Raw genomic sequence first — 25,414 nt, 5'->3', positions numbered from 1 at the left:
GTTTTACCTACTTTATTATTGTATTTCGTAAATTACCGGAGCAGTTCTTGGCAATAAGTAACTACCAGCTCCAACAAGTTTAGTTTTAATTTCAGAAATAGTAACCTGGTCTCCTTTTCCAGCTCTTGCAAGAACTGATTTACATTGTGCATTTAATCTGTTACCATTAACAACAACTGTAGGCTGTCCGGCAATTTTTAAATTAAATCCAACAACATCTAAACCAACTTCAAAATCAAAATCAAGTAATTTAGCACCAATAGTAGCAATCTCTAAGTTAGATTTAGGTCCTTTAACAACACCCATTTCTCCTCTGATTGTTCCTGTTGGTCCAGGAATACCTTTAATTCTGAATGTTTTCTTATCTGTAACTTTATCTCCGTTTGGCAATGTACCAGTAACAGAAATTGTAGCTTCAGTACCTGAACCCGGGTTCATGTTATATTTACCTGGTTTACCAGCTGAAACTAATCCAGGTGCGCTTGCAACAATTTTGTTAGCGTCAACACCTGCGAATGATACAGAGATTGGGTTAACAACTCCTCTATAAACTACATTCATTTTATCAGCAGAGATTGTAGCAGAGTTTGGCCTTGGTACTACAACATATTTTCCTGCAAATTTAAGTGGAATGTTTTTACCATCTTCTAAGAAAGTAAATTGACCATTAATATTTTGCTCTCCAACACCTCCGGCAGTTAAAGAGATAACCGCTTGTCCGTTAACAATTTGTCCTGGACCTTGGAATGAAGTTGGTTTTGTATTTTCGTCGTAACGTCCTAAAACTACCTTACCAGTAACTTTTTCACCTTGGAAGTAAGCATTTTTGTCTAAAACAACAATTGCCTGATAGTTACTGTAAGAAGCAGCAGCAACAGCAGCTTTTCCTAAAGCACGGTTGTAAACGTCAGCTTCAACTTTTTGAACGTCATTTTGCCAAGCTGAAAGTTTTGCAGCTGAAGCAATTGCAGGAAATCCTTTAAAGTGGTATGCTAAATATTTTTCTTTGATACCATCTTTGTTTTTCACATCAGAAACATCAAATTTTTTCTCTACCTCTGAAATAATATCAGCATATTTTTTGTCTGTACCTAAAGCAGCTTTAATATCTGATTTGTATTTCTCGATTTTAGCGATAATTTCATTCCCTTTTTTAGTATAACCGTCTCCTGTAAACCAGTCGTCGATGTTATCACCTCTGTCCATAGACTCATAAGGCATTTTTCCGGTTTCTTTATCTACTTCAAATCCTTTTACAGCCTGAGTTTTTAAACCTCCGATAAAACTGTAAAAATCTTTTGTTATTGCTTCAACTTTATGGGCAGTTGCAGCAGCAATAGCGAATTCTCCTTTTGCTTCAGCAGCTTTTTGATCCAAAGCTGTTAATAAACCTGCATTTGTAGTAACTGAAGAAGTGTTTGCGTCTTCAAATTTTTCATTCATCAAACCAAAAGCAGATATTACTTCTTTTGATACGTTCATTGCTAACATTGCGATGAAAACCAGATACATCAGGTTAATCATCTTCTGTCTAGGGGTTAATTTTCCTCCTGCCATTTTTTCTAATTAGTTCTTATTAATAAATTTAATATAATAGTCAAAAACTAATTATCCTTTGTTACTCATTGCAGAAAGCATACCACCATAAACACTGTTTAATGAAGCAATGTTTGCAGTCATAGATTGCATTTGTTCTTTTAATTTAGAAGCATTTTCAGCAATTTCGCTGTTTGCTTGTGCATTTCTTGAAGCACTTTCTAATTGTACTTTGTATAAGCTGTTTAATGATTCCATTTGTGCAGCAGCCATAGACATTTCTTCAGCGTATTTCTTTTGTCCTGCAATAGAATCTACTGTTGGAGAAATTGCTTTTGCAGCTCCTTCGAAATTTTTGATGCTGTTTCCTAAGCTTGACATTAACTCTCCGTCAATTTTAGCTTCTTTCAACATTGCATCTAATTTTTGAGACAACAATCCTTGGGCATCAGATGTAGTTTCAACTTTGTCAGCTTTTTTTCTAGCCTGACCATTTGCTAACTCAGGGTAAACAAGAGTCCAGTCTAATTCGTCCTCAACTGGTTCGAAAGCAGAAAGAGCAAAGATTACCGCCTCAGTTACCAATCCGATAGATAACATCACAGTTCCAGTTAATGGTCCAATTTCAAAGTGAGTAATTTTGAATAAAGCTCCAATAATTACTACTGCCGCTCCCATACCATAAGCGAAATTCATTGCTTTTTTACTTAATAATGCCATAATACTTTTTTTTAGGTTTTAATTTAAAATAGATTTGATTTGGTTATTGAATTTGATTTTAATTATTTATTTTCTTGTTTTTCCGCTTCCAGTTGCCTGAGTTCCCATGTAATCTTGTACAGTTCTGAAACCAATATAACTTCTTGCAGAATCAGCATATTCGTGATCACGTGTACTTACCTGTAGGAAATAAGCAACGTCTTTCCAAGAACCTCCACGAACAACTTTTCTTTGATTGTTTCCGTCAATTACGTTTGGATTCATTGTGGAAACATATTCGTATGCATTTGGATTATAAGCTGAATCAGTCCACTCAGAAACGTTTCCTGCCATGTTATATAAACCATAACCATTAACTTCGTAAGATTTAGCTTCAACTGTATATAACGCCTCATCGGCAGCATAATCTCCTCTGCTTGGTTTGAAGTTTGCTAAGAAACAACCTCTGTCACTTTTAGTGTAAGGACCACCCCAAGGGTAAGTAGCTGATTCCAGACCTCCTCTTGCAGCATACTCCCACTCTGCCTCTGTTGGCAATCTGAAAGAATTTACTAAGTCACGTCCTTTTTTCTTAGATTTAATGTAACTGTTTTTATTCAAAGTTCTCCATGCACAAAATGCTTTTGCTTGTTTCCAAGTTACACCCACTACCGGATAGTCTCCATAAGCTTTATGCCAGAAATAATCATTGTGCATTGGCTCATTATAAGAATAAGCAAAATCTTTAATCCAAACTGTAGTATCAGGATACACGCTAACTTGCTCTGTTTTAACGAAGTCTTTTCTTTTTCCAACTTTAGCTTTTGCTGCAGCCTGAATGTCCATCCAAGAGTAACGGAATTTCAACTTGTTTACATCAATTGTTCTTAAGCCATTGTAAGACTCTTCAATTGGCAAATACATAGAATCCATTACCTCAGTATAGTACTCGTCTGGGTAAGCTTTTGTATCTTTAATTAACTTAACTTTTTTGTTTAATTTTCTACCTGCATACGGATCATCTTTCGTTCCTACGCTGTAGTAGTTATCATACATATATTTATCATAAGCCGTCATTTTCTCCGGATCTGAATCATTAAATGCATAATCAGCAATACTGCCGCCTTTTTTACCTTTAGAGTCTCCAGCAGGTTTTTGCCCAGTCATATCAGCCAAGATTGCTAAACGAACTCTCATTGTAGAATCTTTTACCCACTCTACAAATTGACGGTACTCACTATTGGTGATCTCAGTTTCATCCATATAAAATGCACGAACTGTTACCGTTCTAGTAGGAGCATCCTCCACATTAGCTAAATCAGCATCTGATTTACCCATAATAAAAGATCCACCAGGAACTAATGCCATTCCATAAGGCTTCTCAGGATGCCATTTACCTCCTGTAACACCAACTAACTCACCTTTGTCACCTGACTTACCACAGCCAATTACCAGTGTTAACATTGTTGCAAATGCAATAAACTTCTTCATATAAATTTGGGATTATCTATTCATTATTATAAGTCCGTAAACGTATTTATTATTTATCTAAAAAACAATACTAGTTGCGAAATTTATTTTACCGTTCAAAAATAATGTTAAATAAAATAAAAAAAAAATATTTCATCGATAAACTAACACAAAAAATCGACGTAAAACGCATTTTTACAAACGTTGCATTTATTTTCTTACTAATATCGTTTAACAATATTCTTAAAGTACTAAAAAATTAAGATTTCTGCTGAAATTTCACTTTATAACGCATTTTTTCGTTGTGCTTTCCACCATCTTTCCGGCAATTCCTGATTGCAAGCAGAAAGATACTCGTCGTATGAACACGGTAATAACGTATTTCTTTTTAATTTATTGTGACCATTTGATTCGAACGGAATTTCGATCCACCAACGGTCCGTTTTGTCACTTTTATAAAAAATCAACTCTTCATCTTCCAAAGGAACAATATATTTTAAGTACGTTGCTCTACTACCAAAAGGGTATTCCTTCGATCGGTAGTGATATCCTTCGATAAAATACCACACTATTTGTGCAATAATAGCCGATTCTGGTGTTGTACTATTATGATTAAAAATTCCAAAACAGGAAACCTTATCACTAATTCCGGCATATCTGGCTAATGAACATATTTCTTTTCCATTGAAACCGTTTGGTTCAAATGAAATCATGTTCCCTGAAGCTGATGATTTTACCGAATTCAAATCAATACTAACCAAATCAGCATCCCTGAAAACAGGCTCTGCCAATGCGATATTATTTGAAATTTCCCCCAAACGATACGCATCAAAGAATAGCTTTTCGATCAGATCAATTTCTTCCTGCGAATTGTAATAGGTTTGGTAACCTATATTACAGTAGTTAAAAAGATTATTAGGTTCATCGATAATGATTTTAGTCAAATAAGAATTAGCCGAAACTGTCTCATTCTCTTTACCAAAATCAAACTTATTATCCACTGCAACCATGTTTACCATTTGCTCCAAATCATCATAAGCACGATACAAAGCATAAGTCAAATCCTGTGAACCCCCAACGACTATAGGAATCACTTTATTCTTTATTAAGGCAGAAGTCACTTTTTTCAAAGCAAAATAAGTATCCGCGACAGAATCACCAGCCAGAATATCTCCCAAATCCGCAATCGAAGCATCCCAGTTACCAGGAAACATGCTATAAAGTCTTTTACGAACCGCATTCAAATTAACCACATTCACAGCATCATCATTCCGACGATCTTCCAAAACACCAATGATTGCAATAGTTATTTTACTAATATCCGGAAACTGATCTTGAGTATGCAAAACTATTTTACTCCCCAGCTCTTGTGAAGATAACGAACTAATAAATTTTAAAATTCCTTCGTTAACCGGTTCTAAAAAATCAAATTCCATTCTTTATTTCTTTTTTGCAGCCGGTTTTTTAGCCGGAGCTTTCTTTGCAGTTGTTGTTTTTTTAGCCGGAGTCTTTTTAGCCGGTGTTTTTTTTGCGATCATTTCCTGAACTTCGGCCAATGTTAATTTTGTAGCATCAACATCTTTACTCAATTCAATTTTGATTTTCCCTTTTGTAATCACAGAGCGACCCCAACGGGCTTTTTCAACCAAAATTCCTTCTTCTTCCCAATTATGAAGCACTTTATCGATATTCTTTTGCAATTTATCTTCAATCAATTCTTCAATATCTGCCTGAGATAAATTATCAAAATTATATTTCTTACTCACATTTACAAAAAGACCGTTCCATTTGATAAACGGACCAAAACGACCAACTCCTTTTTGAACCGACTCTCCTTTATACACCGCAATTGGCGCATCAGCAAGTGCTTTTTCATCTATCAATTCCTGAGCTCTCTCTTTAGAAAGACTTAGAGGATCTTCTCCTCTTGGTAACGAAATAAAAACACTTCCGTGACGTACATAAGGACCATAACGACCATTATTTACTTCAACTTCTTCTCCTTTATATTCTCCTAAACTTTTAGGAAGTAAAAACAAATTCAAAGCATCTTCCAGTGTAATACTTCCAATATTCTGATCTGCCATTAAGCTGGCAAACTTTTTATCCTCATCATCCGCTTCTCCAATCTGAGCCATTGGACCAAATTTTCCTAAACGAACTGAAACTTGTCTTCCGTCAGCATCTTTCCCTAAAATTCTCTCCCCACTTTCACGTTCAGCATTAGCCTCAACTTCTTTTACATTTGGGTGAAATTTATTGTAAAACTCCTGCATCATGGTTGCCCAATCAATATTCCCCTCAGCAATTTCATCAAAATCCTGCTCTACTTTTGCTGTAAAGTTGTAATCCAGAATATTTCCGAAGTTTTTCACCAAGAAATCAGTAACAATTGTTCCGATATCTGTTGGGACTAATTTCCCTTTATCCGAACCCGTATTTTCTTTTAATAGTTTCTCTCCAACTTTACTATTTTGTAATGTTAATTGGGTATAATTACGCTCCTGACCTTCCAGAGTTCCCTTTTCAACATAATTTCTGTTGATGATGGTAGAAATTGTTGGTGCATAGGTAGACGGGCGTCCAATTCCTAATTCCTCTAATTTTTTTACCAAGGAAGCTTCTGTATAACGTGCCGGAGGTCTTGAATATCTCTCGGTTGCAGTAATATAGTTGTTCGCTAATTTTTCGTTTACTTTTAAGGCCGGCAACATTCCTTCCTGTTCTTCTTCATCATCATCGTGTCCTTCCAGATAAACTTTTAAGAATCCTTCAAAAAGTAAAACTTCTCCCGAAGCTGTAAAAATTTCATCGTGATTGTTCGCCTCGATTTTTACATTTGTTCTCTCCAATTGTGCATCACTCATTTGTGAAGCCAGAGTCCTTTTCCAGATCAAATCATACAAACGAGCCTGATCACGATCAATGTTCACAGTATGACGAGACATATCTGTAGGACGAATAGCCTCGTGCGCCTCTTGTGCTCCTTTATTCTTGTTGGCAAAAGTTCTCGGCTTAGAAAATTCTTTCCCGTATGATTTTATAATTTCGGCTTCAGCAGCATTCATCGCTTCAGTAGAAAGGTTCACACTATCGGTTCTCATATAAGTAATCAATCCGGCTTCGTACAAACGCTGTGCTAACTGCATGGTAATCCCAACCGGTAAATACAATTTTCTGGCTGCTTCTTGTTGCAGGGTCGAAGTTGTAAAAGGTGCTGTTGGTGATTTTTTGGTAGGTTTAGTTTCTAAATCGGCTACCTGATATTGAGATCCGATGTTTTTATTTAAAAAATCTTCGGCTTCTTTTTTAGTATTGAAGTTCTTTGGCAATTTCGCTTTAAAAGCTTTACCAGCCTCATTTACGAATTCTGCAACGATAGAATAAGTTGCAACTGCATTAAAATTTTGAATTTCACGTTCACGCTCTACAATCAAACGTACAGAAACAGATTGTACACGACCTGCAGACAAACCGCCTTTAATTTTTCTCCACAATACCGGAGACAATTCGTAACCTACCAAACGATCCAAAACACGACGTGCCTGTTGTGCGTTTACCAGATTATAATCAATTTCTCTCGGATTGTCGATTGCTTTAAGAATTGCAGACTTTGTAATTTCGTGAAAAACTATTCTTTTGGTTTTTTTAGTATCCAGCTTCAATTCTTCCGCCAAGTGCCATGAAATAGCCTCCCCCTCGCGGTCCTCATCGCTCGCTAACCAAACCATTTCGGCATTCTTAGATAGTGTTTTCAGTTTACTTACCAGGGCTTTTTTATCCGGAGAAACTTCATATTTAGGTTTAAAACCATTCTCAACATCCACCCCTATTTCCTTTGATGGTAAGTCGGCTATGTGCCCATAACTTGACTCTACCTGAAAATCACTTCCCAAAAATTTCTCTATCGTTTTCGCCTTTGCAGGTGACTCCACTATTACTAAATTCTTTGCCATTGCTCTATTTTTCTGCAACAAAAGTATCTATTTTTTTTAAATATCTGCCCCGCGAACTCATTTTTGACTTATTTTAGTATTATGTTTCCTAAAATTGCAGATTTATCTGTAATCTCTCTTCATACATATATAGGTGTAGATTTTATATTGTTGATTTGAGATTTTAGATTGTAGATTTCAGATCACAAAGTACAGCTCACAACTCACAGGTCACATCCCACAAATTACAAAATCATAAATCTAAAATCTTTTCTCTGCCATCTTGTCAGATTCACGGCATTTCCCTTATCTTTGCACTTTGAAATTATACAATGGAAAAGATTATTGAGGAAAGCAAACAAGGCGAAAGCCTCGTTTTGGAAAATAAACCTGAGAATACTAAAAAACTTTTTATTGAAAGTTACGGTTGTGCGATGAATTTTTCGGACAGTGAAATTGTAGCTTCCATCTTATCTGAAAACGGTTTTAACACTACACAAACTCTTGAAGACGCTGATTTAGTTTTGGTAAATACCTGCTCGATTCGAGATAAGGCAGAACAAACTATTCGCAAGCGTCTGGAAAAATATAATGCGGTAAAACGTATCAATCCGAAAATGAAAGTAGGCGTTTTGGGCTGTATGGCCGAGCGTTTAAAAAGTCAGTTTTTAGAGGAAGAAAAGATAGTTGATCTTGTTGTTGGACCTGATGCCTACAAAGATCTGCCAAATTTATTAGCAGAAGTTGAAGAAGGACGCGATGCCATCAATGTAATTTTATCAAAAGAAGAAACTTACGGAGACATTTCACCCGTTCGCTTAATGAGTAACGGGATTACTGCTCTGGTTTCCATCACCCGTGGTTGTGATAATATGTGTACGTTTTGCGTTGTACCTTTTACACGCGGGCGTGAACGCAGTCGTGAACCTCAGAGTATCATGAATGAAATTCAGGATTTATGGGACAAAGGCTTTAAAGAAATTACATTATTAGGTCAAAATGTCGACAGTTACCTTTGGTACGGCGGCGGATTAAAAAAGGATTTCATAAATGCCTCTGAAATGCAAAAAGCAACAGCAGTTGATTTCGATCAGTTACTGGAAATGGTAGCCGTTGGTTTCCCCAAAATGCGTATCAGATTTTCGACATCTAATCCGCAGGACATGCACGAAAGTGTATTGCACGTTATCGCGAAACACCCTAATATTTGTAAACACATTCACTTACCGGTTCAATCGGGAAGTAACAGAATTTTAAAAGAAATGAATCGTTTGCACACTCGCGAAGAATACATGACTTTGATTGATAAAATCAGAGCAATTATCCCGAACGCATCGATTTCACAAGATATGATCGCCGGTTTCCCTACAGAAACTGAACAAGATCACCAGGACACTATGAGTTTGATGGAATATGTGAAGTATAATTTCGGTTATATGTACTCCTACTCTGAGCGTCCGGGAACTTTGGCCGGAAGAAAAATGGAAGATGATGTTGCTGAAGAAACCAAAGCCAGAAGATTACAGGAAATTGTCGACTTACAACAAAAGCATGCCTGGTTTCGCAGTGAAGAGTTCGTAGGACAAACAGTTGAAGTTTTAGTCGAGAAAGTCTCTAAAAAATCAACTGAAGAATTCTCAGGAAGAAATTCTCAAAGTATTACGGTAGTTTTCCCTAAAGAAAATTATAAAATCGGAGATTTCGTAAACGTAAAAATCACAAGTTGTACTAGCGGAACTTTAAAAGGTGAAGCGGTTGGATATTCTGAAATGAATTAAAAAGTTATTTCAAGTTTCAGGTTTCAAGTTTCAGGTTCTTTGCGTAACTTGAAACTTGAAACCTGAAACAAATAAAACTTGAAACAAAAACATACATGGAAACAGTTCAAGCAATAAAACAGCGATTTGAGATTATCGGGAACGATCCTAAACTAAATCGCGCTATTGAGAAAGCCATTCAGGTTGCACCTACTGATATTTCGGTAATGGTAACCGGGGAAAGTGGTGTAGGTAAAGAAAATATTCCAAGAATCATCCATTCGCTTTCACACAGAAAACACGGAAAATATATTGCTGTAAACTGCGGAGCAATTCCGGAGGGAACAATCGACAGCGAACTTTTTGGTCACGAAAAAGGAGCATTTACAGGAGCCACAAGCACACGTGAAGGTTATTTTGAAGTAGCCGACGGCGGAACTATTTTTCTTGATGAAGTTGGTGAATTACCTTTAACAACTCAGGTTCGTTTGCTTCGTGTACTTGAAAATGGCGAATTTATCAAAGTAGGTTCATCACAGGTTCAAAAAACCAATGTTCGAATTGTAGCCGCTACAAACGTCAACCTGTTCAATGCAATCGAAAAAGGAAAGTTCCGTGAGGATTTGTATTATCGTTTGACGACCGTAGAGATTACTTTACCCCCATTGCGTGAAAGAAACGATGATATTCATTTATTGTTTAGAAAATTTGTAGCCGACTTTGCACACAAATATAAAATGCCTCCATTAAAATTGGACGATGATGCTGTACAGCTTCTTCAAAAATTTAGATGGAACGGAAACATTCGTCAATTGCGAAATGTAGCCGAACAGATTTCGGTTCTGGAAACCAATCGCGATATTTCATTAGCTACTTTACAATCATATTTGCCAACCGAAGGAAGTAATTTGCCTTCTGTTATTAATGACAATAAAAAAGAAAGTGATTTCAGTACCGAAAGAGACATCTTGTACAAAGTGCTTTTTGATATGAAAAGCGACCTGAATGATTTAAAGAAACTTACTTTAGAATTAATGAAAAACGGCACAAAAGTGCAGGATATCAATCCGAATTTAATTCAGAAAATATATGGTTCACAGGAAAACGAAAGCGAAATTGATTTTGAAGAAGAACCAAGAACCGCTGTAATGACACCTACTGCACGCGAAGAAAATTATCAGATGCAGGATGACAATTATTTGTTTGCAGAAACCATCGAAGAAGAAGAGGTTTTGCGTTTAGAACAAAAAGAAATCGAAATGATTAAAAAGTCATTAGAAAAAAACAAAGGAAAACGAAAAGCTGCGGCAGATGAATTAGGGATTTCCGAACGAACTTTGTATAGAAAAATTAAACAATTCGATTTATAAAAATAAATAAATTCCAATATTTTAAATTCCAAGTTTAAAAGCTGAATCTAAAAAATAAATTCTAAATTGCTTCGTCAGTTCGCTAGCACCGAATTCAAATTGTTATATTTGAAAAAAAATGGAATCTCCCTAAAATTTGGAATTTGTAATTTGGAATTTACTCCCAACTGATATTATGAAAAAAATATATTCTTTACTAGCCTTAATGAGCTTGTTCCTATTAAGCGGTTGTTCTGTTTACAACTTTACAGGAACAGGAAACATCGATGCCAAAACTTTTCAGGTTAACTTTTTTCAGAATAATGCTGATTTAATTGAACCGGGAATCGACAGAACTTTTACATTAACTTTACAGGATTTGATTCAAAATCAAACCAATTTAAACTTAGTCAGCAATAGTGGGGATTTAGTTTACGAAGGAGAAATTATAGATTACAGAACTACTCCAATGACAGCAACTGCCAATCAGGGAGCTTCTCAAAACCGTTTGACTGTTCGTGTAAATGTTAGATTCACAAACAAAAAGAAAGAAAAAGACGATTTTGAAAGAACATTTGAATTCTACTATGATTTCGAAGGACAGGGACTGCCTACCGGAGCTACTCTAAATACAGCATTACAGGTTATTTTTGAAAGAATCACCCAAGATATTTTCAATGAGTCATTAGCAAAATGGTAGTTTACTTATTTGTTTAATCGTTAAAACGTTTAACCGTTCAACCGATTAAACAGTCAAACAATTAAAACGATTAAACAGTTAACCGATTAAACAAAAGAATAAATGAATGTAACGGATTATACCTACTTAATGAACAAGCCTGATGCTATTACAGAAAAGCAGGCAGATGCATTAGGAAGTGTTTTGAATGAGTTCCCATATTTTCAAAGTGCAAGAGCATTGCGCTTGAAAGGACTTTACGATCAAAACAGCTTTAAGTATAATTATGCCCTAAAAGTTACGGCAGCACATACTACGGATCGTACCGTTTTATTTGATTTTATTACTTCTGAGGCTTTTACCTCTATTCAAAGCGAATATTACGACAAAAAACTAAGAGACCTACTGGAAATTAAAGTTTTTGACAGTGAAATTGTTTCATTTGAAGAAATAAAAAAAGCAACTGAGATCAGAGTTGATCCAATCGAACAATCTATTCTGGATTCTATAAAAGAAGCCACAACAGTAACTTTTGAGAAACCGGTAAAAATAGAAGAAGAACCTGTTAAACCCTTCATTGAGCAATCTATTCTAGATGCAGTAAAAGAAATTGCAGCTGTAACTTTTGAAGAGCCAGTAAAAACAGAAGAAAAACCTGTTGAAGTTGTTGTCGAACAACCCCTTTCTGTCACTCCTATAGAAGCCACTCCAATAACTGTAGAAGAACCGATAAAAGTGGAACATCCAGAAGTAATTTTAGCTATGGAGCAACCTGTATTACCGCCGGTTAAAGAGCCAACACCAACTTTTTTCGATGAAATCGTAGAGGAAGAAATTCCGGAAGTAAAAGTTAATCCAATTGAGCAATCGATCTTAAATTCTATAAAAGAAGCAACAACAGTTGTTCCTGAACAGCCTAAAGCAATTGAAGAACTAAAGGAACTTGAAGTTCCAGAGAGTGTAAAAGTTGCAGAAGAAAATCTGGAAATAGGACAGCCTTTAGATTTTTCTGTTAATGAAAAACATTCTTTTCAGGAATGGCTGCAATTATCCAGAACGGAACCTATTGACAGAACTGAAGAAACTTCACCCGAAATAAAACAGGCTGAAAAAGTAACTGAATCAAAAGTTGAAACTGAAATAATTGACGAAGAGAAAAAGAAAAAAGCGGAATTAATCGATAAATTCATCGAAACCAATCCGAAAATCTCTCCTATCAAACAGACTGCAATAACACAAACAGTTCAATCTGATCTAAATAAAGAAGATAATTCTTACTTAATGACAGAGACTTTAGCCAGAGTATATTTAGAACAAAAAAAATACACAAAAGCAATACAAGCATATGAAATATTAATTTTGAAATATCCAGAAAAAATTAGTTTCTTTGCAGACCGTATTTCGGATATAAAGATTTTACAACAAAATAACAATAATATTTAAACAATGAGCACATTTTCAATTTTTTTAGTTTTAATCACAATAGTTTGCTTTCTATTGATCGTAGTAATCATGGTACAAAACCCTAAAGGAGGCGGATTGTCTTCTACAATTAGCGGAACTCAAATGTTAGGTGGAGTACAAAAAACAACTGACTTTTTAGACAAAAGTACTTGGACATTGGCTACTATTTTGATTGCTTTAATTTTGCTTTCAAGCTTAAGTTTCACAGGATCACTAAGTGACGGTGAGTCTAAAATCATTGAAAAAACCGAAGCGCCAGCTGCTCCGGCTCAACAAACACCTGCTCCGGCAACACCTGCAGCAAAATAATAATTTACAATATCAATATAAAATGCCAGCCTGTCAAAGCTGGCATTTTTTTTAAGAAATAATGTCAGTTTTATGAGCATGGCACAGTTTCTGAAAGTTTCTAGAACATTAAAAAACGTATAACCTAATAATATAATAAAATCATGGCTTTAAACATAAAACCGCTTTCAGACCGCGTACTTATTGAGCCTGTTGCAGCTGAAACTAAAACTGCATCAGGAATCTTTATTCCAGATACTGCCAAAGAAAAACCACAAAAAGGAACTGTAGTTGCAGTAGGAAACGGATCAAAAGATCATACAATGACTGTAAAAGTGGGCGATACTGTTCTTTACGGTAAATACGCAGGAACAGAATTAAAACTGGAAGGAACTGATTATTTGATTATGCGTGAGGATGATATTCTTGCAATTATCTAAAAAAATATTGTCTTAAGTACGAAGAATTAAGAACTTCATTAACTTGAAACAAATAAAACTTTAAACAAAATTAAAAAAATGGCAAAAGATATAAAATTTGATATTGAAGCACGTGACGGATTAAAACGTGGTGTTGATGCATTAGCAAATGCTGTAAAAGTAACTCTTGGACCAAAAGGTCGTAACGTAATTATTGGAAAATCATTTGGTGGACCAACCGTTACTAAAGATGGTGTTTCGGTTGCAAAAGAAATCGAATTAAAAGACCCATTAGAAAACATGGGTGCGCAAATGGTTAAAGAAGTAGCTTCTAAAACCAATGATTTAGCGGGTGACGGAACTACAACTGCTACAGTTTTAGCTCAGGCAATCGTAAAAGAAGGTCTTAAAAACGTTGCCGCAGGAGCAAATCCAATGGATTTGAAACGTGGTATCGATAAAGCGGTTGAAGCAATCGTTGCTGATCTTGCAAAACAAGCAAAAGTAGTTGGAAGTGATTCTGATAAAATCAAACAAATTGCTTCTATCTCTGCAAACAATGACGAAGTGATTGGGGAACTAATCGCTACTGCATTTGCAAAAGTGGGTAAAGAAGGAGTTATTACTGTTGAAGAAGCTAAAGGAACTGATACGTTTGTAGATGTTGTTGAAGGTATGCAGTTTGACAGAGGATATCTTTCTCCTTACTTCGTAACAAATCCAGAGAAAATGGAAGTTGAATTAGACTCTCCATACATCTTATTATACGACAAAAAAGTATCTTCTTTAAAAGAATTACTACCTGTTTTAGAGCCAGTTGCTCAATCAGGAAAACCATTATTAATTATTGCTGAAGATGTTGACGGAGAAGCTCTGTCTACATTAGTAGTAAACAAATTAAGAGGTGCTCTTAAAATCGCTGCTGTAAAGGCTCCTGGTTTTGGTGACAGAAGAAAAGCAATGTTAGAAGACATCGCAATCTTAACTGGTGGAACTGTAATTTCTGAAGAAAGAGGTTATACACTAGAAAATACAACTATCGAAATGTTAGGAACTGCAAAAAGAGTTTCTATCGATAAAGACAATACAACGATTGTAAGTGGTGCTGGTGAAGCTGATATCATCAAAAACAGAGTAAACCAAATTAAAGGTCAGATGGAAGCTACTACATCTGATTATGATAAAGAAAAATTGCAAGAGCGTTTGGCTAAATTAGCTGGTGGTGTTGCTGTTCTTTATGTTGGTGCCGCTTCTGAAGTTGAAATGAAAGAGAAAAAAGACAGAGTTGATGATGCGCTACACGCAACACGTGCTGCTGTTGAAGAAGGAATTGTTGCTGGTGGTGGTGTAGCTTTACTAAGAGCAAAAGCTGCTTTGGCTGACCTTAAAGCGGATAATGCTGACGAGGCAACCGGAATTCAAATTGTAGCTCGCGCTGTTGAATCTCCATTAAGAACTATTGTTGAAAATGCAGGTCTTGAAGGTTCTGTAGTTGTAGCAAAAGTAGGTGAAGGTTCTGGTGACTTTGGTTACAACGCAAAAACTGACGAGTATGTAGACATGCTTAAAGCAGGTATTATCGATCCTAAAAAAGTAACTCGTGTGGCTCTTGAAAATGCTGCTTCAGTTTCTGGAATGATCTTAACTACTGAGTGTGCATTAATCGATATTAAAGAAGAAAACGCTGGCGGAATGCCAATGGGTGGCGGTATGCCAGGAATGATGTAATCGTTCTTTATTTCTTATACTATAAACCGTCCGGTAGAGTTTTCTGCCGGACGGTTTTTTTTCTTGCCAATAATTGCACGAATTTACACCTATTTTCTTATTCTTTATGACTAATAATTGACAGGGATTAATTAAATTCGCGCCAAACTATTCTTTAACCTAAAAAACATTTAATATGGAATCATCAAAAAACAACTCTTATTATATTATGCTTGCTCTTATGATTATTATGATAGTTTGTGCATATATGTTTGATAAAGGAGAAATTCTTGGTAGAGCATTAGCGAAGTAATTTTATTAAAAGATAGACAAAAGCTAATACAGAGACATAGATTACATTCAAAATACTTCTATGTCTCAAACACATAAACCGTCTGACAGAAAATTCTGTTAGATGTTTTTTTTTATTACAAAGAGTACGAATTATTATTTTTCGGCCACAGATTAAAAGAATTAAAATCCGTAAAAATCTTTTAATCTGTGGCAAATACTTTTTATTTTAAAATTGTTTAACATTCTCCTTTTCATTAAAAATCCTGTTATTAATATCTTTACAGTTCTGCTTAAAATTTCAAAATGAGAAAATTTACAATTCACCTTCTATCTTTTACATTCTTATTTCTTACGATTCTTTCCAATGCGCAAACCCAAAAAGATGCTTATGTGGTTCTGATTTCAATGGATGGATTTCGTTGGGATTATGCTAAACATTTCAAACTTCAAAATCTCGCTCAAATAGCGAAAGAAGGTGTCCATGCCAAATCAATGCGACCTTCTTATCCCAGCAAAACCTTCCCCAACCATTATGCCATCGTTACTGGGCTCTACCCCGATCATCATGGAATCATTAATAATGTTTTTTACGATGCTGCATTAAACGAATCCTTTTCATTGTCTTCAAATGCCAAAAATGATTCCCGTTTTTATGGTGGAAATCCTATTTGGAACGTTGCTGAACAACAGGGCGTAAAAGCCGCTTCTTTTTTCTGGCCGGGGTCAGATACGGATCAAAAAAGACCTGGTATTTATAAAGAATACAATAACAAAATTCCTTACGAAACCCGAATCGATACCGTAATCAAATGGCTTCAGCTTCCCGAAAAACAACGTCCGCATTTTATCACACTTTATTTTGATGAGCCTGACCATACCGGTCATTCATTCGGTCCGCTTTCTCCTGAAAACGAAAAAGTAATCCGAAGAATGGATACTCTTATGGGGCGGTTATCTTCTAAACTGAATCAATTATCCATTGGAAAACAAATCAATTTAATTATCGTTTCAGATCATGGAATGGCGAACATTAGCGATGATAAAAAAGTAGCCGTTCTGGATTACCTAAAGCCCGAATGGCTTGGTTATAGTGCTGTAATTAATCCAATCATGAGTCTTCAGGCAAAACCCGGCTTTCAGGATTCGATTGCAAATGCCTTAAAGAAAGTACCGCATATTAAATTCTGGAAATCCAAAGAGGTTCCTAAAAGATTACACTTCGGAACTAATCCGAGAGTTCATGATTTTGTCATTGAGGCCAAAAAAGGATATAGTTTAGTAAAAGAAAAATCGGTACATGTAAGCGGAGGTACACACGGATACGACAACAAAGAGAAAGACATGCAGGCTATTTTTTATGCTAAAGGCCCCGCTTTTAAAGTAAATAAAACGGTCGGATCCTTTCAGAATGTTTCTGTATACCCTTTAATTGCTCATATTCTCGGCTTGCAAATTGACGAAGTAGACGGAAAATTTAGCGAGGTTAGCAGTATGCTTAAATAATTTAGAAAATGTGGCAATTAGATAATTTGTCAATTAGAAAATTAGAAATTTCTATGCGTAACGTACAGCAATTATCTAATTATCTAATAGACACATTAAGCTACTAAGAAACAACTTTGTACGTTGGATCTTCAATTACATTTACGGCAATAACAGCTTCAGCATTTTTAAGTAAAACAATACAGTCTTTGCTTAAATGCTTCAATTCAATCACTTTGTTTAACTGACTGTATTTTTTCGTCAAATTATTCAATGCTTCGATAGCTGACATATCTGCGATGCGGCTTTCTTTAAAATCAATAATCACATGATTGGGATCGTTTACAGGATCGAATTTTTCTATAAAAGCAGCTGTAGAGCCAAAAAATAATGGCCCATAGATTTCGTAATGTTTTGTCCCTTTTTCATCAATATAATGTCTGGCACGAATTCTTTTGGCACTTTCCCAGGCAAAAACCAAGGCAGAAATAATTACTCCAATCAGAACCGCTAACGCCAGATTGTGCAGTAAAATAGTAACAACTGCCACCAAAACACCCACAAAAATATCATGCGCCGGCATTTTGTTAATAATCCTGAAACTCGCCCATTCAAAAGTGGTAATCGCAACCATCATCATGACTCCTACTAAAGCAGCCATTGGTAATTTACCAATTACAGGAGCTCCAAAAAGGATAATCAATAAAATCGTTAAAGAAGCGATTATTCCCGAAAGTCGTGCTCTCGAACCAGCAGAGAGATTAACCAGTGTTTGTGCAATCATTGGGCATCCCCCCATTCCAAAAAAGAAACCATTCAAAATGTTTGAACTCCCCTGAGCAATACATTCTCTGTTGCTATTACCTCTTGTACGCGTTATTTCATCGACAAGATTCAACGTTAGTAAACCTTCTGTTAAGCCCACTGCCGCAACAATTACCGAATACGGAAATATAATTTTTAAAGTTTCCAAAGAAAGTGGAATATTCGGGATATGAAAAGGAGGAAATCCTCCCTGCACAGAAGCAATATCCTGAACCGTTTTGGTCTCAATATTAAAGATTAGTACGATTGCAAATACGACCATAATAGCCACCAAAGAAGCAGGAACTGCTTTTGTTATCTTCGAAAAAAGCACTACCACTCCAATCGTAAGTAGAACCAAGCACAGCATAATATAAAGTGGAGATCCCTGTAGCCAAATAGTTCGTCCATTCACAACGGTTTTAAATTGTTCCAGCTGTGACATAAAAATTACTACCGCAAGTCCGTTTACAAAACCATACATGACTGGCTGCGGTACCAGTCTGATAAATTTTCCTAGTTTAAAAAGTCCAACACAGATCTGAACGATACCTCCAAGTGCGACAGCTGCAAAAACATATTCTATGCCGTGCGATTTCATTAAAGCGATTAAAACAATAACGGTCGCTCCTGCCCCACCCGAAATCATTCCTGGTCTTCCTCCAAAAACAGAGGTAACCAAACCCGCAATAAAAGCAGCATACAATCCCACCAAAGGTGGAAAACCAGCTAGAATTGCAAACGATAATGATTCAGGAATCATGGTCATAGCAACTGTTAATCCCGCTAAAATTTCGTTTTTGTAATTGACCTTTTGAGTGAAATCAAAAAGAGAAGACTTTTTTTTCATAAGAGCACAAATTTAAAAAATAATGTGCACATATATTAAAGAAAGCTTTCCTATTCTAAAACCGAATCTTAAAACTGCTTCACTAACAGTAAAAAGCAAAAAACAATAAAATTTATCATAGTTTAATTATTCTAATTTTACACAAGTATATCCAAGACAATTTACATAATCGATAATATTGTCAGGCTGCAGATCAATACCTTCTATACGCAATATTTTATCGCAATCTTCTAAATCAAAGTTGATTTTATAATCAGGAAACTGGGTTTGAATAACGGCAATGACATAGTTTTTATCTGCCTCTTTTTGCACATTTGTTTTAAAAACTTCAACAACCATATTTTTCTACTTTAATGATACATGAAATAATCAACGAATTACAGAACTACGCCGAATTATAAATCCTAATTAAAATGGATTATGAGAAATTCCGAATCTAAAATAACCCTGAGGTTTCCTAATGATGATACCCTATACTTAGACGTTCGCTCCCAATTTCTGTTACACGAACATTAAAAATATTTAATACTGGCTTAAAAAAAAATCCCTTAGACGCAATGCTATATAGGCAATTCCGGTTCTTAACTCCGGTTACTTTAACTTGTAGATTCTCTTTAAATTTGAGGTGCATAAATTTAAACAAAACTTTCTGAATTCGATTCTGCTCTCGATAAAAATATTCTATTTTTCCACATTTTTTTTAAGACCAAACAACAATATAAAATATCTGACTTACAGGTTCTCTGTTCAAATTTCTACACTTAAAAACGGGGCCTATTGCAGAGCAAAAACCTGATATTTTTTCTATTATTAAAATGTTTATAATCTCAAAAAACAATCTGCTTTAAAGATATTTTTCTTACATAAATAAATTATCTTCGTGAGACTGTAAAACCTTAACCAAATTTTAAAAAATGACTCTTTTTAATTTTCTGTTTAAAAAATCAAATTCCAGATGCCCAAGATGTCTCGGAAAAGGTTTTGTAGATTGGGAAGATATACAACGTTTAAACAATCAATTAAAATGGGCACCCGGCCCCTGTGCTTATTGCAATGCCTCAGGAAAAGCGACAGAAGAAATGCTCTCTAACGTGGCTGTAGATACTACTTACCTCACTATTGATTTACCCGAATCTGAAATAGAAAAAATAAAAAATGGAGACGAAGAAACTATAGAAAAAGGTAAGCTACAGGAACTTTTTGTAGAAAACATTATAAAGTATACTGAATACCATTACCTAAACAAAAATATGGATGCCCAAAGTATCGCCCATTTGTATCTGAGTACAGAAGACGAAAAAGCCCCCTTTTCGGTAGAGAAAGAAAACCTGATACAGTACATCAGCAAAATAATAGAATTAAAAAAAGCTGAACGAAAATAGTATCAAACAAAATCCCACTTCAGCTGCACTACGAAGTCGAAGAACCTTAAAAAAACTAAAAACCTCATTATCAAAGCAAAAACCAGCCTTTTCACGCTTGTATTATTGTGGCAAAAAAATCTAAAAACAGGTATAAATACGGGGTGTCAGATCTTTATTAAGTGGTAAAATTGCCGTAAATAATTTTTATTTAAAACTATAGTTTTCCTAAGGGAAGATTATGAAATGATGTCATTTTTTTTGGAACAATTAAGTGAGATTTCTAATCGATGCCAACGATTAAAAGTCTCACTTTTTTTTGATTATGTTTCTTCAATTATTACGCCTGCTTCAGTTAATATTAGGTAACGGCAAAGATTTCTTCCTCGTTGAATATAAAACAACAACAAACTCCAAAAAACTCTATGATGATCAAAACAAAATCACTTTGAACCTATGTATCTTTGAGCCTTAAAAAACAAAGCCCTAAATCTCTATGACACGAGAACATTATATTCCTTTTAACAAAGAATTCTTACTGGAACAACAGCTTAGCACCTTTGCTGACGATTCGAAAAAAGTTGATGATTTCAAAAAACTGTTCGATATTATCGAGCATTATTTTCATTACGAAGCTTTTAATCTTAACCGAAATCTAAAACAAAACTATGCTCAGTTTGATCCGGATTTGAGTCCAAAAGAACGTAAAAGTTTTAGAGGAAAAAGCGATTTCACCATTTTCAAAAAAACATTGCTTACGGTTTTAGAACAAGGGAATTATCGCCGAATAGATCAGGAAACACTAGACAAAGCTTTTGAAGATTCAGACTTAATTGGTTTAAAACTTTCAATTGATTTTAATGCCTTTAAAGATTACGAATTATACGTACGGGGGCATCATAAAGCAAACGAAAAGATTAAGAAATATTTTTTCTGGAAAAAAGAAATTGAAATCGAATATTATGATCGTGTCTTAATTTATCTCCATTACAGCGAAGAGGATTATATTAAAGAAAAGAAAGTAAAATTGGGGAAAATGCCCATTGAACCTGGATCAGTTGCTTTAAAAATTTTTAAACGTGTTCCTAAAAATGATCTCGAAACCATATTTCCAAATGCCATTCCGAGAATGTCTACCACAGATAAACTGTTTTTTTGGGTTCCCGGAATCGGAGGTGGAATTTCCCTTTTAAGCACAACTGTAATCCCTGCTTTGATCGGTATGTATGCGGCATATCAATCTGGTGAGACAATAGATTTACTTAACAGCAAAGCTTCTTTAAACCAAGGTTTAATAGCATTGGGCATTTTGTCACTTTATCTGTTCCGTCAATACAGCAACTTTGTCAATAAGAAAATTAAATATTCCAAAATACTTTCAGATAGTCTTTATTTTAAGAACCTTGGAAATAACAGCGGAGCTTTTTATTCGCTGTTGAATTCTTCTGAAGAGGAGGTATTAAAGGAAACCATTCTGGCTTATACATTTTTGTACAAAGCTGAATTCCCAATTACTGCCAATGAACTCGATACTCAAATTGAATCATGGTTTACAACAAAACTAAATACAGACCTCGATTTTGATGTTCAGGATGCTTTGCTAAAACTACAAGATATGGGGCTTGGTATTGAATCCAATGGAAAATGGAGCGTAATTTCGTTAGATCAATCACTCAGTACGATCGACGCACTATGGGACAATGTTTTTGATTACAATCAGAAAGAAACTTCTCAGTGTCATTAATCAATAACTCTCATGATCAATAATGTTATAAATGAAACGAAAAAAGCGAGAAGAATAAGTACACTAAATATTATTCTTGCTTTTATGATTATATCTTCCAAAGTATCATTTCTTACCTCTAAATATTCATGAAAATTGAACTTGTTTATTACTTTCTCCGTTTGATCTTCTTTACGTTGTAAAGTGACATAAACTTGTATGACTCTCTTTTTTTTAGTTTTCTTTCCACTCATACTCAATTATTTAACAAGATTTATTTTAAATTTTGCCAAATTTAATAAGTAAAAAACGAATAGCACACCGAATAAAGCCATAAAACTATCAAAATAAGACATATACTCTATTATTTGAGTGTTTAATCTAAGTTTTAACATTTTTTCGTAGTCGTAGAAGTATGGAAATTTTAAAACGACGCAACTTTAATTTTTATACTAACCATTTTTATATCTGCTTTATCATTACAAACTCTATTACATTTTAAGGATTCTCTGAATTGTCTTCAGCTAAATTACCATTCCTTCCTACATCAGTATTTTTCTGAAGATTAGCCACATTTCTTTCTACGAAAGTTTAAAATAGATAAAACTAAAAGAAATTTTAGTAGATTTACTATCCTAAATCCAAAACAATGAGAACATTAGAACAATGGTTTGATGAATATGCAGTAAGTCATCAAAACCCAAAGAACAAGGCGATTCATTATATTTGTGTACCTGCAATTTACTTTTCAATCGTAGGGTTGTTAATGAGTATTCCAAGTAGCATCATTTCAAATACTTTGAAACTAAATGCCCCAGTTATAGAAAATTGGGCCGCTGTTGTTTTAGTTTTTGTACTTCTTTTTTACATTCGCTTATCAGTAGCAATGACCTTTAAGATTGCCGTTTTATCAGCAATTTGCCTGATTGTAAATTTTTATGTCGGGCAAGTTTTACCTTTATGGATATTTTCAATTAGTGTCTTTGCGATTGCCTGGATTGGACAATTCTACGGGCATAATATCGAAGGAAAAAAACCTTCCTTTCTAAAAGACCTTCAGTTTTTAATGATCGGGCCGGCCTGGGTGGTAGAGAATTTATTTTCCAGAAAGTAATTTTCTGTCGGAATAAAAAGGAAAATCAATAAAAAACTTGCTATGATTTAAAAGCAGCTACATGCTATTCTGTTGGCAATGATACCCGCAGGAATAGTTGTCGCTATTCTAAGAATACTAATTAAAATACCTATAAAACCTTAAAAAATGGAAAAAAAAAGATCTATATCGTTTACTTTTCTGATCGTAGCTATCATTTTAGGAGTAACGCTGTATAAACAATTCGACTTTGAAAAGCTAAAATTCGAAAAACCCGCATTAGCAACACTTTACATCATTGTTTTTTTAGTCTCACTTTACATTCTGATAAGAAAACCAAAAGCGGGATCTGAAAAATAGAAATTATTTAAAAATCAACGAGATAAAACTGTTAAGACATAAAAAAGAAGTCATTTAAGGACCAAATTTGAACATGCCCCAAAAAGCTAAACACTATTAGGGGCATTTTTTATGGAAAAAAAAGTGCTATTTGTTCAGTAAATTAATATCGACATACATCAAAAAATGTTATCAATGAAGTTCTTTTCAATTATTAAAAACACAGGGAGCTGTAATTTCAAAATCACTTTTTAGTATACCTAAATTCAGTAAAATTCCCAGGCATTTTATTTGTTACAGAAAGCCTATTAGAAAAAAGATTGGGTTTGATTCTAATAATTTTAGTATGTTCATCAATTTCAACTTCCTTTTTACTTCTCATATTGACCACATCAAAATGTAAAATTTCAAATTTGCGCTTTCCTTTTTCAAGATCTATTACAACATACTCATTCGTTCTCAGTTGCCCCAAAGACTTACCATCGATCCAAATATTCAATTCCCCGGTATTATCCATTTTATATAAAAAACCGGCTCCGTTATAAATCAGTATTTTTCCATTACCAAGTTTACTTAACTCCACATTCACTAATCCATTTTCAATAAAAGTATATTCAGAGGGAACTGATTTCAGTCCACATGAAAACACCAAAAACGCAATTAGAGATAAGATTCCACGTTTAATTAATTCTAAAAAATATTTTTTCATTATGAGTCACTTTAATTTTTCACATTTCGTTAATCCGCTTTACTGATATCGTAAATTTAAAATGAGCCTTGATTTTCATCAAGACTCATTAAGGAATTAAAACATTCCATTTGTAAGCAAATCACCCTTATAATAACCTGACGGATCATTATTCCCATTCCCGCTAGGGCCATTGATTTTTCTGTTTTTATTAGACAATAAACCAATTCCAATTATTAGCGCGCCAAGTCCTATAAAAGCTAAAAAAGGATCACCTCCGTCAATTTCCTGCAATTCCTTAACATTAAGCTCTACTAAATTTAAATTCTCTAAATTCATAAGTTTTAAATTTTAAAATAGTTAATAAATAAATTTCAACAAAATTATTTTCTCGAGAAGTTTTTTGTTGTAGCAAACGTACCATAGTTCCGTCTAATAAATTTGGACGGAACTATGAGTTGTCAATTTATTCTAATAATTAACCTAATTTTATCTTTTCGATTACTAAAGAATATTCGAAAAGATGTAGACGCAAACAAGAAAAAATGAATAAAAGAATATCTAAAATACAAAATGAAGTACAAGATAAAAATTCTCTTGCTTGGAAAAAAATCTGTGATTATGTTGACAAGGTCGCCACAGAAAACCTTGAAGAATTTTCTCCGGTAGAAGAACTTGGTCAAGAATTATTTTCTCAAATACATACTTTACCAGAGACCATTTCTAAGTTAAAAAAAGTCAAAAAAGTATGGCTTTATGGAAGTAAATTAAAGCGTATTCCTCCAGAAATTGGAGATATGGAAGCACTTGAATACTTTGATGCATATACTTCTTATGATTTACATTGGTTTCCATACGAAATTACAAAGTGCAAAAAACTTAAAGACAGCAGAATAAGTACACGGATTTTATATGGCAATTGGAAGAACCGAATGAAATTCCCACGTTTAAATCATAATCCGATACGCTATTCAGGACAAACCGTGAACTGTAGTATTTGTAATCAAAACACAACATACGAACAAGTAAATCAACTTTGGATTTCTCTAAAAGTAGGTACTGACGTTCTACCTCTCCTTGTAAACCTGTGTTCGGGCGAATGTGAAAGCAAACTACCAAAACCACCCGACAATTATATCCCGTTTCCTCATAAAGGCGGTGCAGACATAAAGCAACCACCTGACGAAGAAGAACTTTTTGAATTAGAAATAAAGAACTATAAAGACACCCCAAATAACAACTTAACCGATATTGAAATATCCGGCAACTGTAAAATACCATTTGATGAGCTTACTAAAAAGCAAGAAAGTCCAATGATCAAACGCCTAAGAAAAATATGGAAGAGATAAAAGATGATAAGTACAGTGGAAGATCTACTTAATTGTCTTTAATAGAAAATGATTCTAATTCTATCAATCTAACTCGATAGAATTTACAAAGTCTCAATATTTATAAAAAAGCTTACTTGGCAGTTTAT

At 34.5% G+C, this 25,414-nt stretch carries 22 protein-coding genes; 13 read left to right on the top strand and 9 right to left on the bottom strand.

Annotated features, from left to right (window positions below):
* Positions 1-15 precede the first annotated feature (15 nt).
* The 5 genes from porM to topA all read right to left on the bottom strand — a co-directional run bounded on the left by porM (position 16) and on the right by topA (position 7,661).
* Entirely contained in the window at positions 16-1,557 is a 1,542-nt protein-coding gene (gene porM / locus AC3IS6_RS09290) for a type IX secretion system motor protein PorM/GldM (protein WP_489164617.1), read from the bottom strand.
* A gap of 51 nt (positions 1,558-1,608) precedes the next feature.
* Complete coding sequence (gene porL / locus AC3IS6_RS09285) at positions 1,609-2,256, bottom strand: type IX secretion system motor protein PorL/GldL (protein ID WP_173967697.1); 648 nt, start codon at positions 2,254-2,256, stop codon at positions 1,609-1,611.
* A gap of 66 nt (positions 2,257-2,322) precedes the next feature.
* Positions 2,323-3,726, bottom strand: coding sequence for a T9SS ring complex lipoprotein PorK/GldK (gene porK / locus AC3IS6_RS09280; RefSeq protein ID WP_489164616.1), 1,404 nt, complete (start codon positions 3,724-3,726; stop codon positions 2,323-2,325).
* Between the two features lie 263 nt (positions 3,727-3,989).
* Complete coding sequence (locus AC3IS6_RS09275; protein WP_489164615.1) at positions 3,990-5,141, bottom strand: formimidoylglutamase; 1,152 nt, start codon at positions 5,139-5,141, stop codon at positions 3,990-3,992.
* Between the two features lie 3 nt (positions 5,142-5,144).
* The gene (gene topA, locus AC3IS6_RS09270) at positions 5,145-7,661 is read right to left on the bottom strand and encodes a type I DNA topoisomerase (RefSeq protein WP_489164614.1); all 2,517 of its coding nucleotides are present in this window, start codon (positions 7,659-7,661) and stop codon (positions 5,145-5,147) included.
* 311 nt (positions 7,662-7,972) lie between these two features.
* Here topA and miaB point away from each other — a divergent pair, with 311 nt between their 5' ends.
* The 8 genes from miaB to AC3IS6_RS09230 all read left to right on the top strand — a co-directional run bounded on the left by miaB (position 7,973) and on the right by AC3IS6_RS09230 (position 17,100).
* Positions 7,973-9,418, top strand: coding sequence for a tRNA (N6-isopentenyl adenosine(37)-C2)-methylthiotransferase MiaB (gene miaB / locus AC3IS6_RS09265; protein WP_489164613.1), 1,446 nt, complete (start codon positions 7,973-7,975; stop codon positions 9,416-9,418).
* 95 nt (positions 9,419-9,513) lie between these two features.
* Positions 9,514-10,767 carry a sigma-54 interaction domain-containing protein gene (locus AC3IS6_RS09260; RefSeq protein WP_264522872.1) on the top strand — a complete coding sequence of 418 codons (1,254 nt, stop codon included), beginning with the start codon at positions 9,514-9,516 and terminating at the stop codon, positions 10,765-10,767.
* A gap of 175 nt (positions 10,768-10,942) precedes the next feature.
* A complete protein-coding gene (locus tag AC3IS6_RS09255; protein ID WP_489164612.1) occupies positions 10,943-11,446 on the top strand; it encodes an LptE family protein in 504 nt (167 codons plus the stop codon).
* A 102-nt stretch (positions 11,447-11,548) separates the two neighbouring features.
* Entirely contained in the window at positions 11,549-12,868 is a 1,320-nt protein-coding gene (locus AC3IS6_RS09250) for a tetratricopeptide repeat protein (protein WP_489164611.1), read from the top strand.
* A gap of 3 nt (positions 12,869-12,871) precedes the next feature.
* The gene (gene secG / locus AC3IS6_RS09245; protein WP_489164610.1) at positions 12,872-13,198 is read left to right on the top strand and encodes a preprotein translocase subunit SecG; all 327 of its coding nucleotides are present in this window, start codon (positions 12,872-12,874) and stop codon (positions 13,196-13,198) included.
* A gap of 143 nt (positions 13,199-13,341) precedes the next feature.
* Complete coding sequence (locus AC3IS6_RS09240) at positions 13,342-13,617, top strand: co-chaperone GroES (protein WP_012023920.1); 276 nt, start codon at positions 13,342-13,344, stop codon at positions 13,615-13,617.
* Between the two features lie 78 nt (positions 13,618-13,695).
* A complete protein-coding gene (gene groL / locus AC3IS6_RS09235) occupies positions 13,696-15,324 on the top strand; it encodes a chaperonin GroEL (RefSeq protein ID WP_173967687.1) in 1,629 nt (542 codons plus the stop codon).
* 576 nt (positions 15,325-15,900) lie between these two features.
* Positions 15,901-17,100, top strand: coding sequence for an alkaline phosphatase family protein (locus AC3IS6_RS09230; RefSeq protein ID WP_489164609.1), 1,200 nt, complete (start codon positions 15,901-15,903; stop codon positions 17,098-17,100).
* Between the two features lie 103 nt (positions 17,101-17,203).
* Here the strand turns inward: AC3IS6_RS09230 and AC3IS6_RS09225 are convergent, their stop codons facing one another.
* Positions 17,204-18,733 carry a SulP family inorganic anion transporter gene (locus AC3IS6_RS09225; protein WP_489164608.1) on the bottom strand — a complete coding sequence of 510 codons (1,530 nt, stop codon included), beginning with the start codon at positions 18,731-18,733 and terminating at the stop codon, positions 17,204-17,206.
* Positions 18,734-18,859: 126 nt separating this feature from the next.
* Entirely contained in the window at positions 18,860-19,072 is a 213-nt protein-coding gene (locus AC3IS6_RS09220; protein ID WP_173967684.1) for a hypothetical protein, read from the bottom strand.
* Positions 19,073-19,647: 575 nt separating this feature from the next.
* Here AC3IS6_RS09220 and AC3IS6_RS09215 point away from each other — a divergent pair.
* The 4 genes from AC3IS6_RS09215 (at position 19,648) to AC3IS6_RS09200 (ending at position 23,270) form a co-directional block, all read left to right on the top strand.
* Positions 19,648-20,115, top strand: coding sequence for a hypothetical protein (locus AC3IS6_RS09215; protein WP_489164607.1), 468 nt, complete (start codon positions 19,648-19,650; stop codon positions 20,113-20,115).
* 475 nt (positions 20,116-20,590) lie between these two features.
* A complete protein-coding gene (locus AC3IS6_RS09210; RefSeq protein ID WP_489164606.1) occupies positions 20,591-21,838 on the top strand; it encodes a TMEM143 family protein in 1,248 nt (415 codons plus the stop codon).
* Positions 21,839-22,466: 628 nt separating this feature from the next.
* The gene (locus tag AC3IS6_RS09205; RefSeq protein WP_489164605.1) at positions 22,467-22,931 is read left to right on the top strand and encodes an Mpo1 family 2-hydroxy fatty acid dioxygenase; all 465 of its coding nucleotides are present in this window, start codon (positions 22,467-22,469) and stop codon (positions 22,929-22,931) included.
* Between the two features lie 147 nt (positions 22,932-23,078).
* Positions 23,079-23,270, top strand: coding sequence for a hypothetical protein (locus AC3IS6_RS09200; protein ID WP_489164604.1), 192 nt, complete (start codon positions 23,079-23,081; stop codon positions 23,268-23,270).
* 223 nt (positions 23,271-23,493) lie between these two features.
* On the opposite strand, the gene AC3IS6_RS09195 is transcribed toward AC3IS6_RS09200, so the two are convergent.
* Positions 23,494-23,958: a hypothetical protein gene (locus tag AC3IS6_RS09195; protein WP_489164603.1), complete on the bottom strand. Its 465-nt coding sequence runs from the start codon at positions 23,956-23,958 to the stop codon at positions 23,494-23,496.
* A 96-nt stretch (positions 23,959-24,054) separates the two neighbouring features.
* Positions 24,055-24,276 carry a hypothetical protein gene (locus tag AC3IS6_RS09190; protein ID WP_281921538.1) on the bottom strand — a complete coding sequence of 74 codons (222 nt, stop codon included), beginning with the start codon at positions 24,274-24,276 and terminating at the stop codon, positions 24,055-24,057.
* A gap of 206 nt (positions 24,277-24,482) precedes the next feature.
* On the opposite strand from AC3IS6_RS09190, the gene AC3IS6_RS09185 reads away from it, so the two are divergent.
* Positions 24,483-25,286 carry a hypothetical protein gene (locus AC3IS6_RS09185; RefSeq protein ID WP_489164602.1) on the top strand — a complete coding sequence of 268 codons (804 nt, stop codon included), beginning with the start codon at positions 24,483-24,485 and terminating at the stop codon, positions 25,284-25,286.
* The last annotated feature ends 128 nt before the right edge of the window (positions 25,287-25,414 follow it).

The organism is Flavobacterium sp. KH_035, assembly GCF_057839565.1.
Note: the sequence above shows the minus strand (reverse complement) of the source record. Positions and strands in the feature narration are given on the sequence as shown.

Bases quoted from the DNA above. Each gene is read 5' to 3' on its own strand.
- secG (WP_489164610.1), top strand. From the start codon at position 12,872: ATGAGCACATTTTCAATTTTTTTAGTTTTAATCACAATAGTTTGCTTT.
- AC3IS6_RS09250 (WP_489164611.1), top strand. From the start codon at position 11,549: ATGAATGTAACGGATTATACCTACTTAATGAACAAGCCTGATGCTATT.
- AC3IS6_RS09230 (WP_489164609.1), top strand. From the start codon at position 15,901: ATGAGAAAATTTACAATTCACCTTCTATCTTTTACATTCTTATTTCTT.
- AC3IS6_RS09240 (WP_012023920.1), top strand. From the start codon at position 13,342: ATGGCTTTAAACATAAAACCGCTTTCAGACCGCGTACTTATTGAGCCT.
- AC3IS6_RS09200 (WP_489164604.1), top strand. From the start codon at position 23,079: ATGGAAAAAAAAAGATCTATATCGTTTACTTTTCTGATCGTAGCTATC.
- porK (WP_489164616.1), bottom strand. From the start codon at position 3,726: ATGAAGAAGTTTATTGCATTTGCAACAATGTTAACACTGGTAATTGGC.
- AC3IS6_RS09260 (WP_264522872.1), top strand. From the start codon at position 9,514: ATGGAAACAGTTCAAGCAATAAAACAGCGATTTGAGATTATCGGGAAC.
- AC3IS6_RS09225 (WP_489164608.1), bottom strand. From the start codon at position 18,733: ATGAAAAAAAAGTCTTCTCTTTTTGATTTCACTCAAAAGGTCAATTAC.
- AC3IS6_RS09205 (WP_489164605.1), top strand. From the start codon at position 22,467: ATGAGAACATTAGAACAATGGTTTGATGAATATGCAGTAAGTCATCAA.
- topA (WP_489164614.1), bottom strand. From the start codon at position 7,661: ATGGCAAAGAATTTAGTAATAGTGGAGTCACCTGCAAAGGCGAAAACG.
- AC3IS6_RS09220 (WP_173967684.1), bottom strand. From the start codon at position 19,072: ATGGTTGTTGAAGTTTTTAAAACAAATGTGCAAAAAGAGGCAGATAAA.
- miaB (WP_489164613.1), top strand. From the start codon at position 7,973: ATGGAAAAGATTATTGAGGAAAGCAAACAAGGCGAAAGCCTCGTTTTG.
- AC3IS6_RS09190 (WP_281921538.1), bottom strand. From the start codon at position 24,276: ATGAATTTAGAGAATTTAAATTTAGTAGAGCTTAATGTTAAGGAATTG.
- groL (WP_173967687.1), top strand. From the start codon at position 13,696: ATGGCAAAAGATATAAAATTTGATATTGAAGCACGTGACGGATTAAAA.
- porM (WP_489164617.1), bottom strand. From the start codon at position 1,557: ATGGCAGGAGGAAAATTAACCCCTAGACAGAAGATGATTAACCTGATG.
- AC3IS6_RS09215 (WP_489164607.1), top strand. From the start codon at position 19,648: ATGACTCTTTTTAATTTTCTGTTTAAAAAATCAAATTCCAGATGCCCA.
- AC3IS6_RS09185 (WP_489164602.1), top strand. From the start codon at position 24,483: ATGAATAAAAGAATATCTAAAATACAAAATGAAGTACAAGATAAAAAT.
- porL (WP_173967697.1), bottom strand. From the start codon at position 2,256: ATGGCATTATTAAGTAAAAAAGCAATGAATTTCGCTTATGGTATGGGA.
- AC3IS6_RS09275 (WP_489164615.1), bottom strand. From the start codon at position 5,141: ATGGAATTTGATTTTTTAGAACCGGTTAACGAAGGAATTTTAAAATTT.
- AC3IS6_RS09255 (WP_489164612.1), top strand. From the start codon at position 10,943: ATGAAAAAAATATATTCTTTACTAGCCTTAATGAGCTTGTTCCTATTA.
- AC3IS6_RS09195 (WP_489164603.1), bottom strand. From the start codon at position 23,958: ATGAAAAAATATTTTTTAGAATTAATTAAACGTGGAATCTTATCTCTA.
- AC3IS6_RS09210 (WP_489164606.1), top strand. From the start codon at position 20,591: ATGACACGAGAACATTATATTCCTTTTAACAAAGAATTCTTACTGGAA.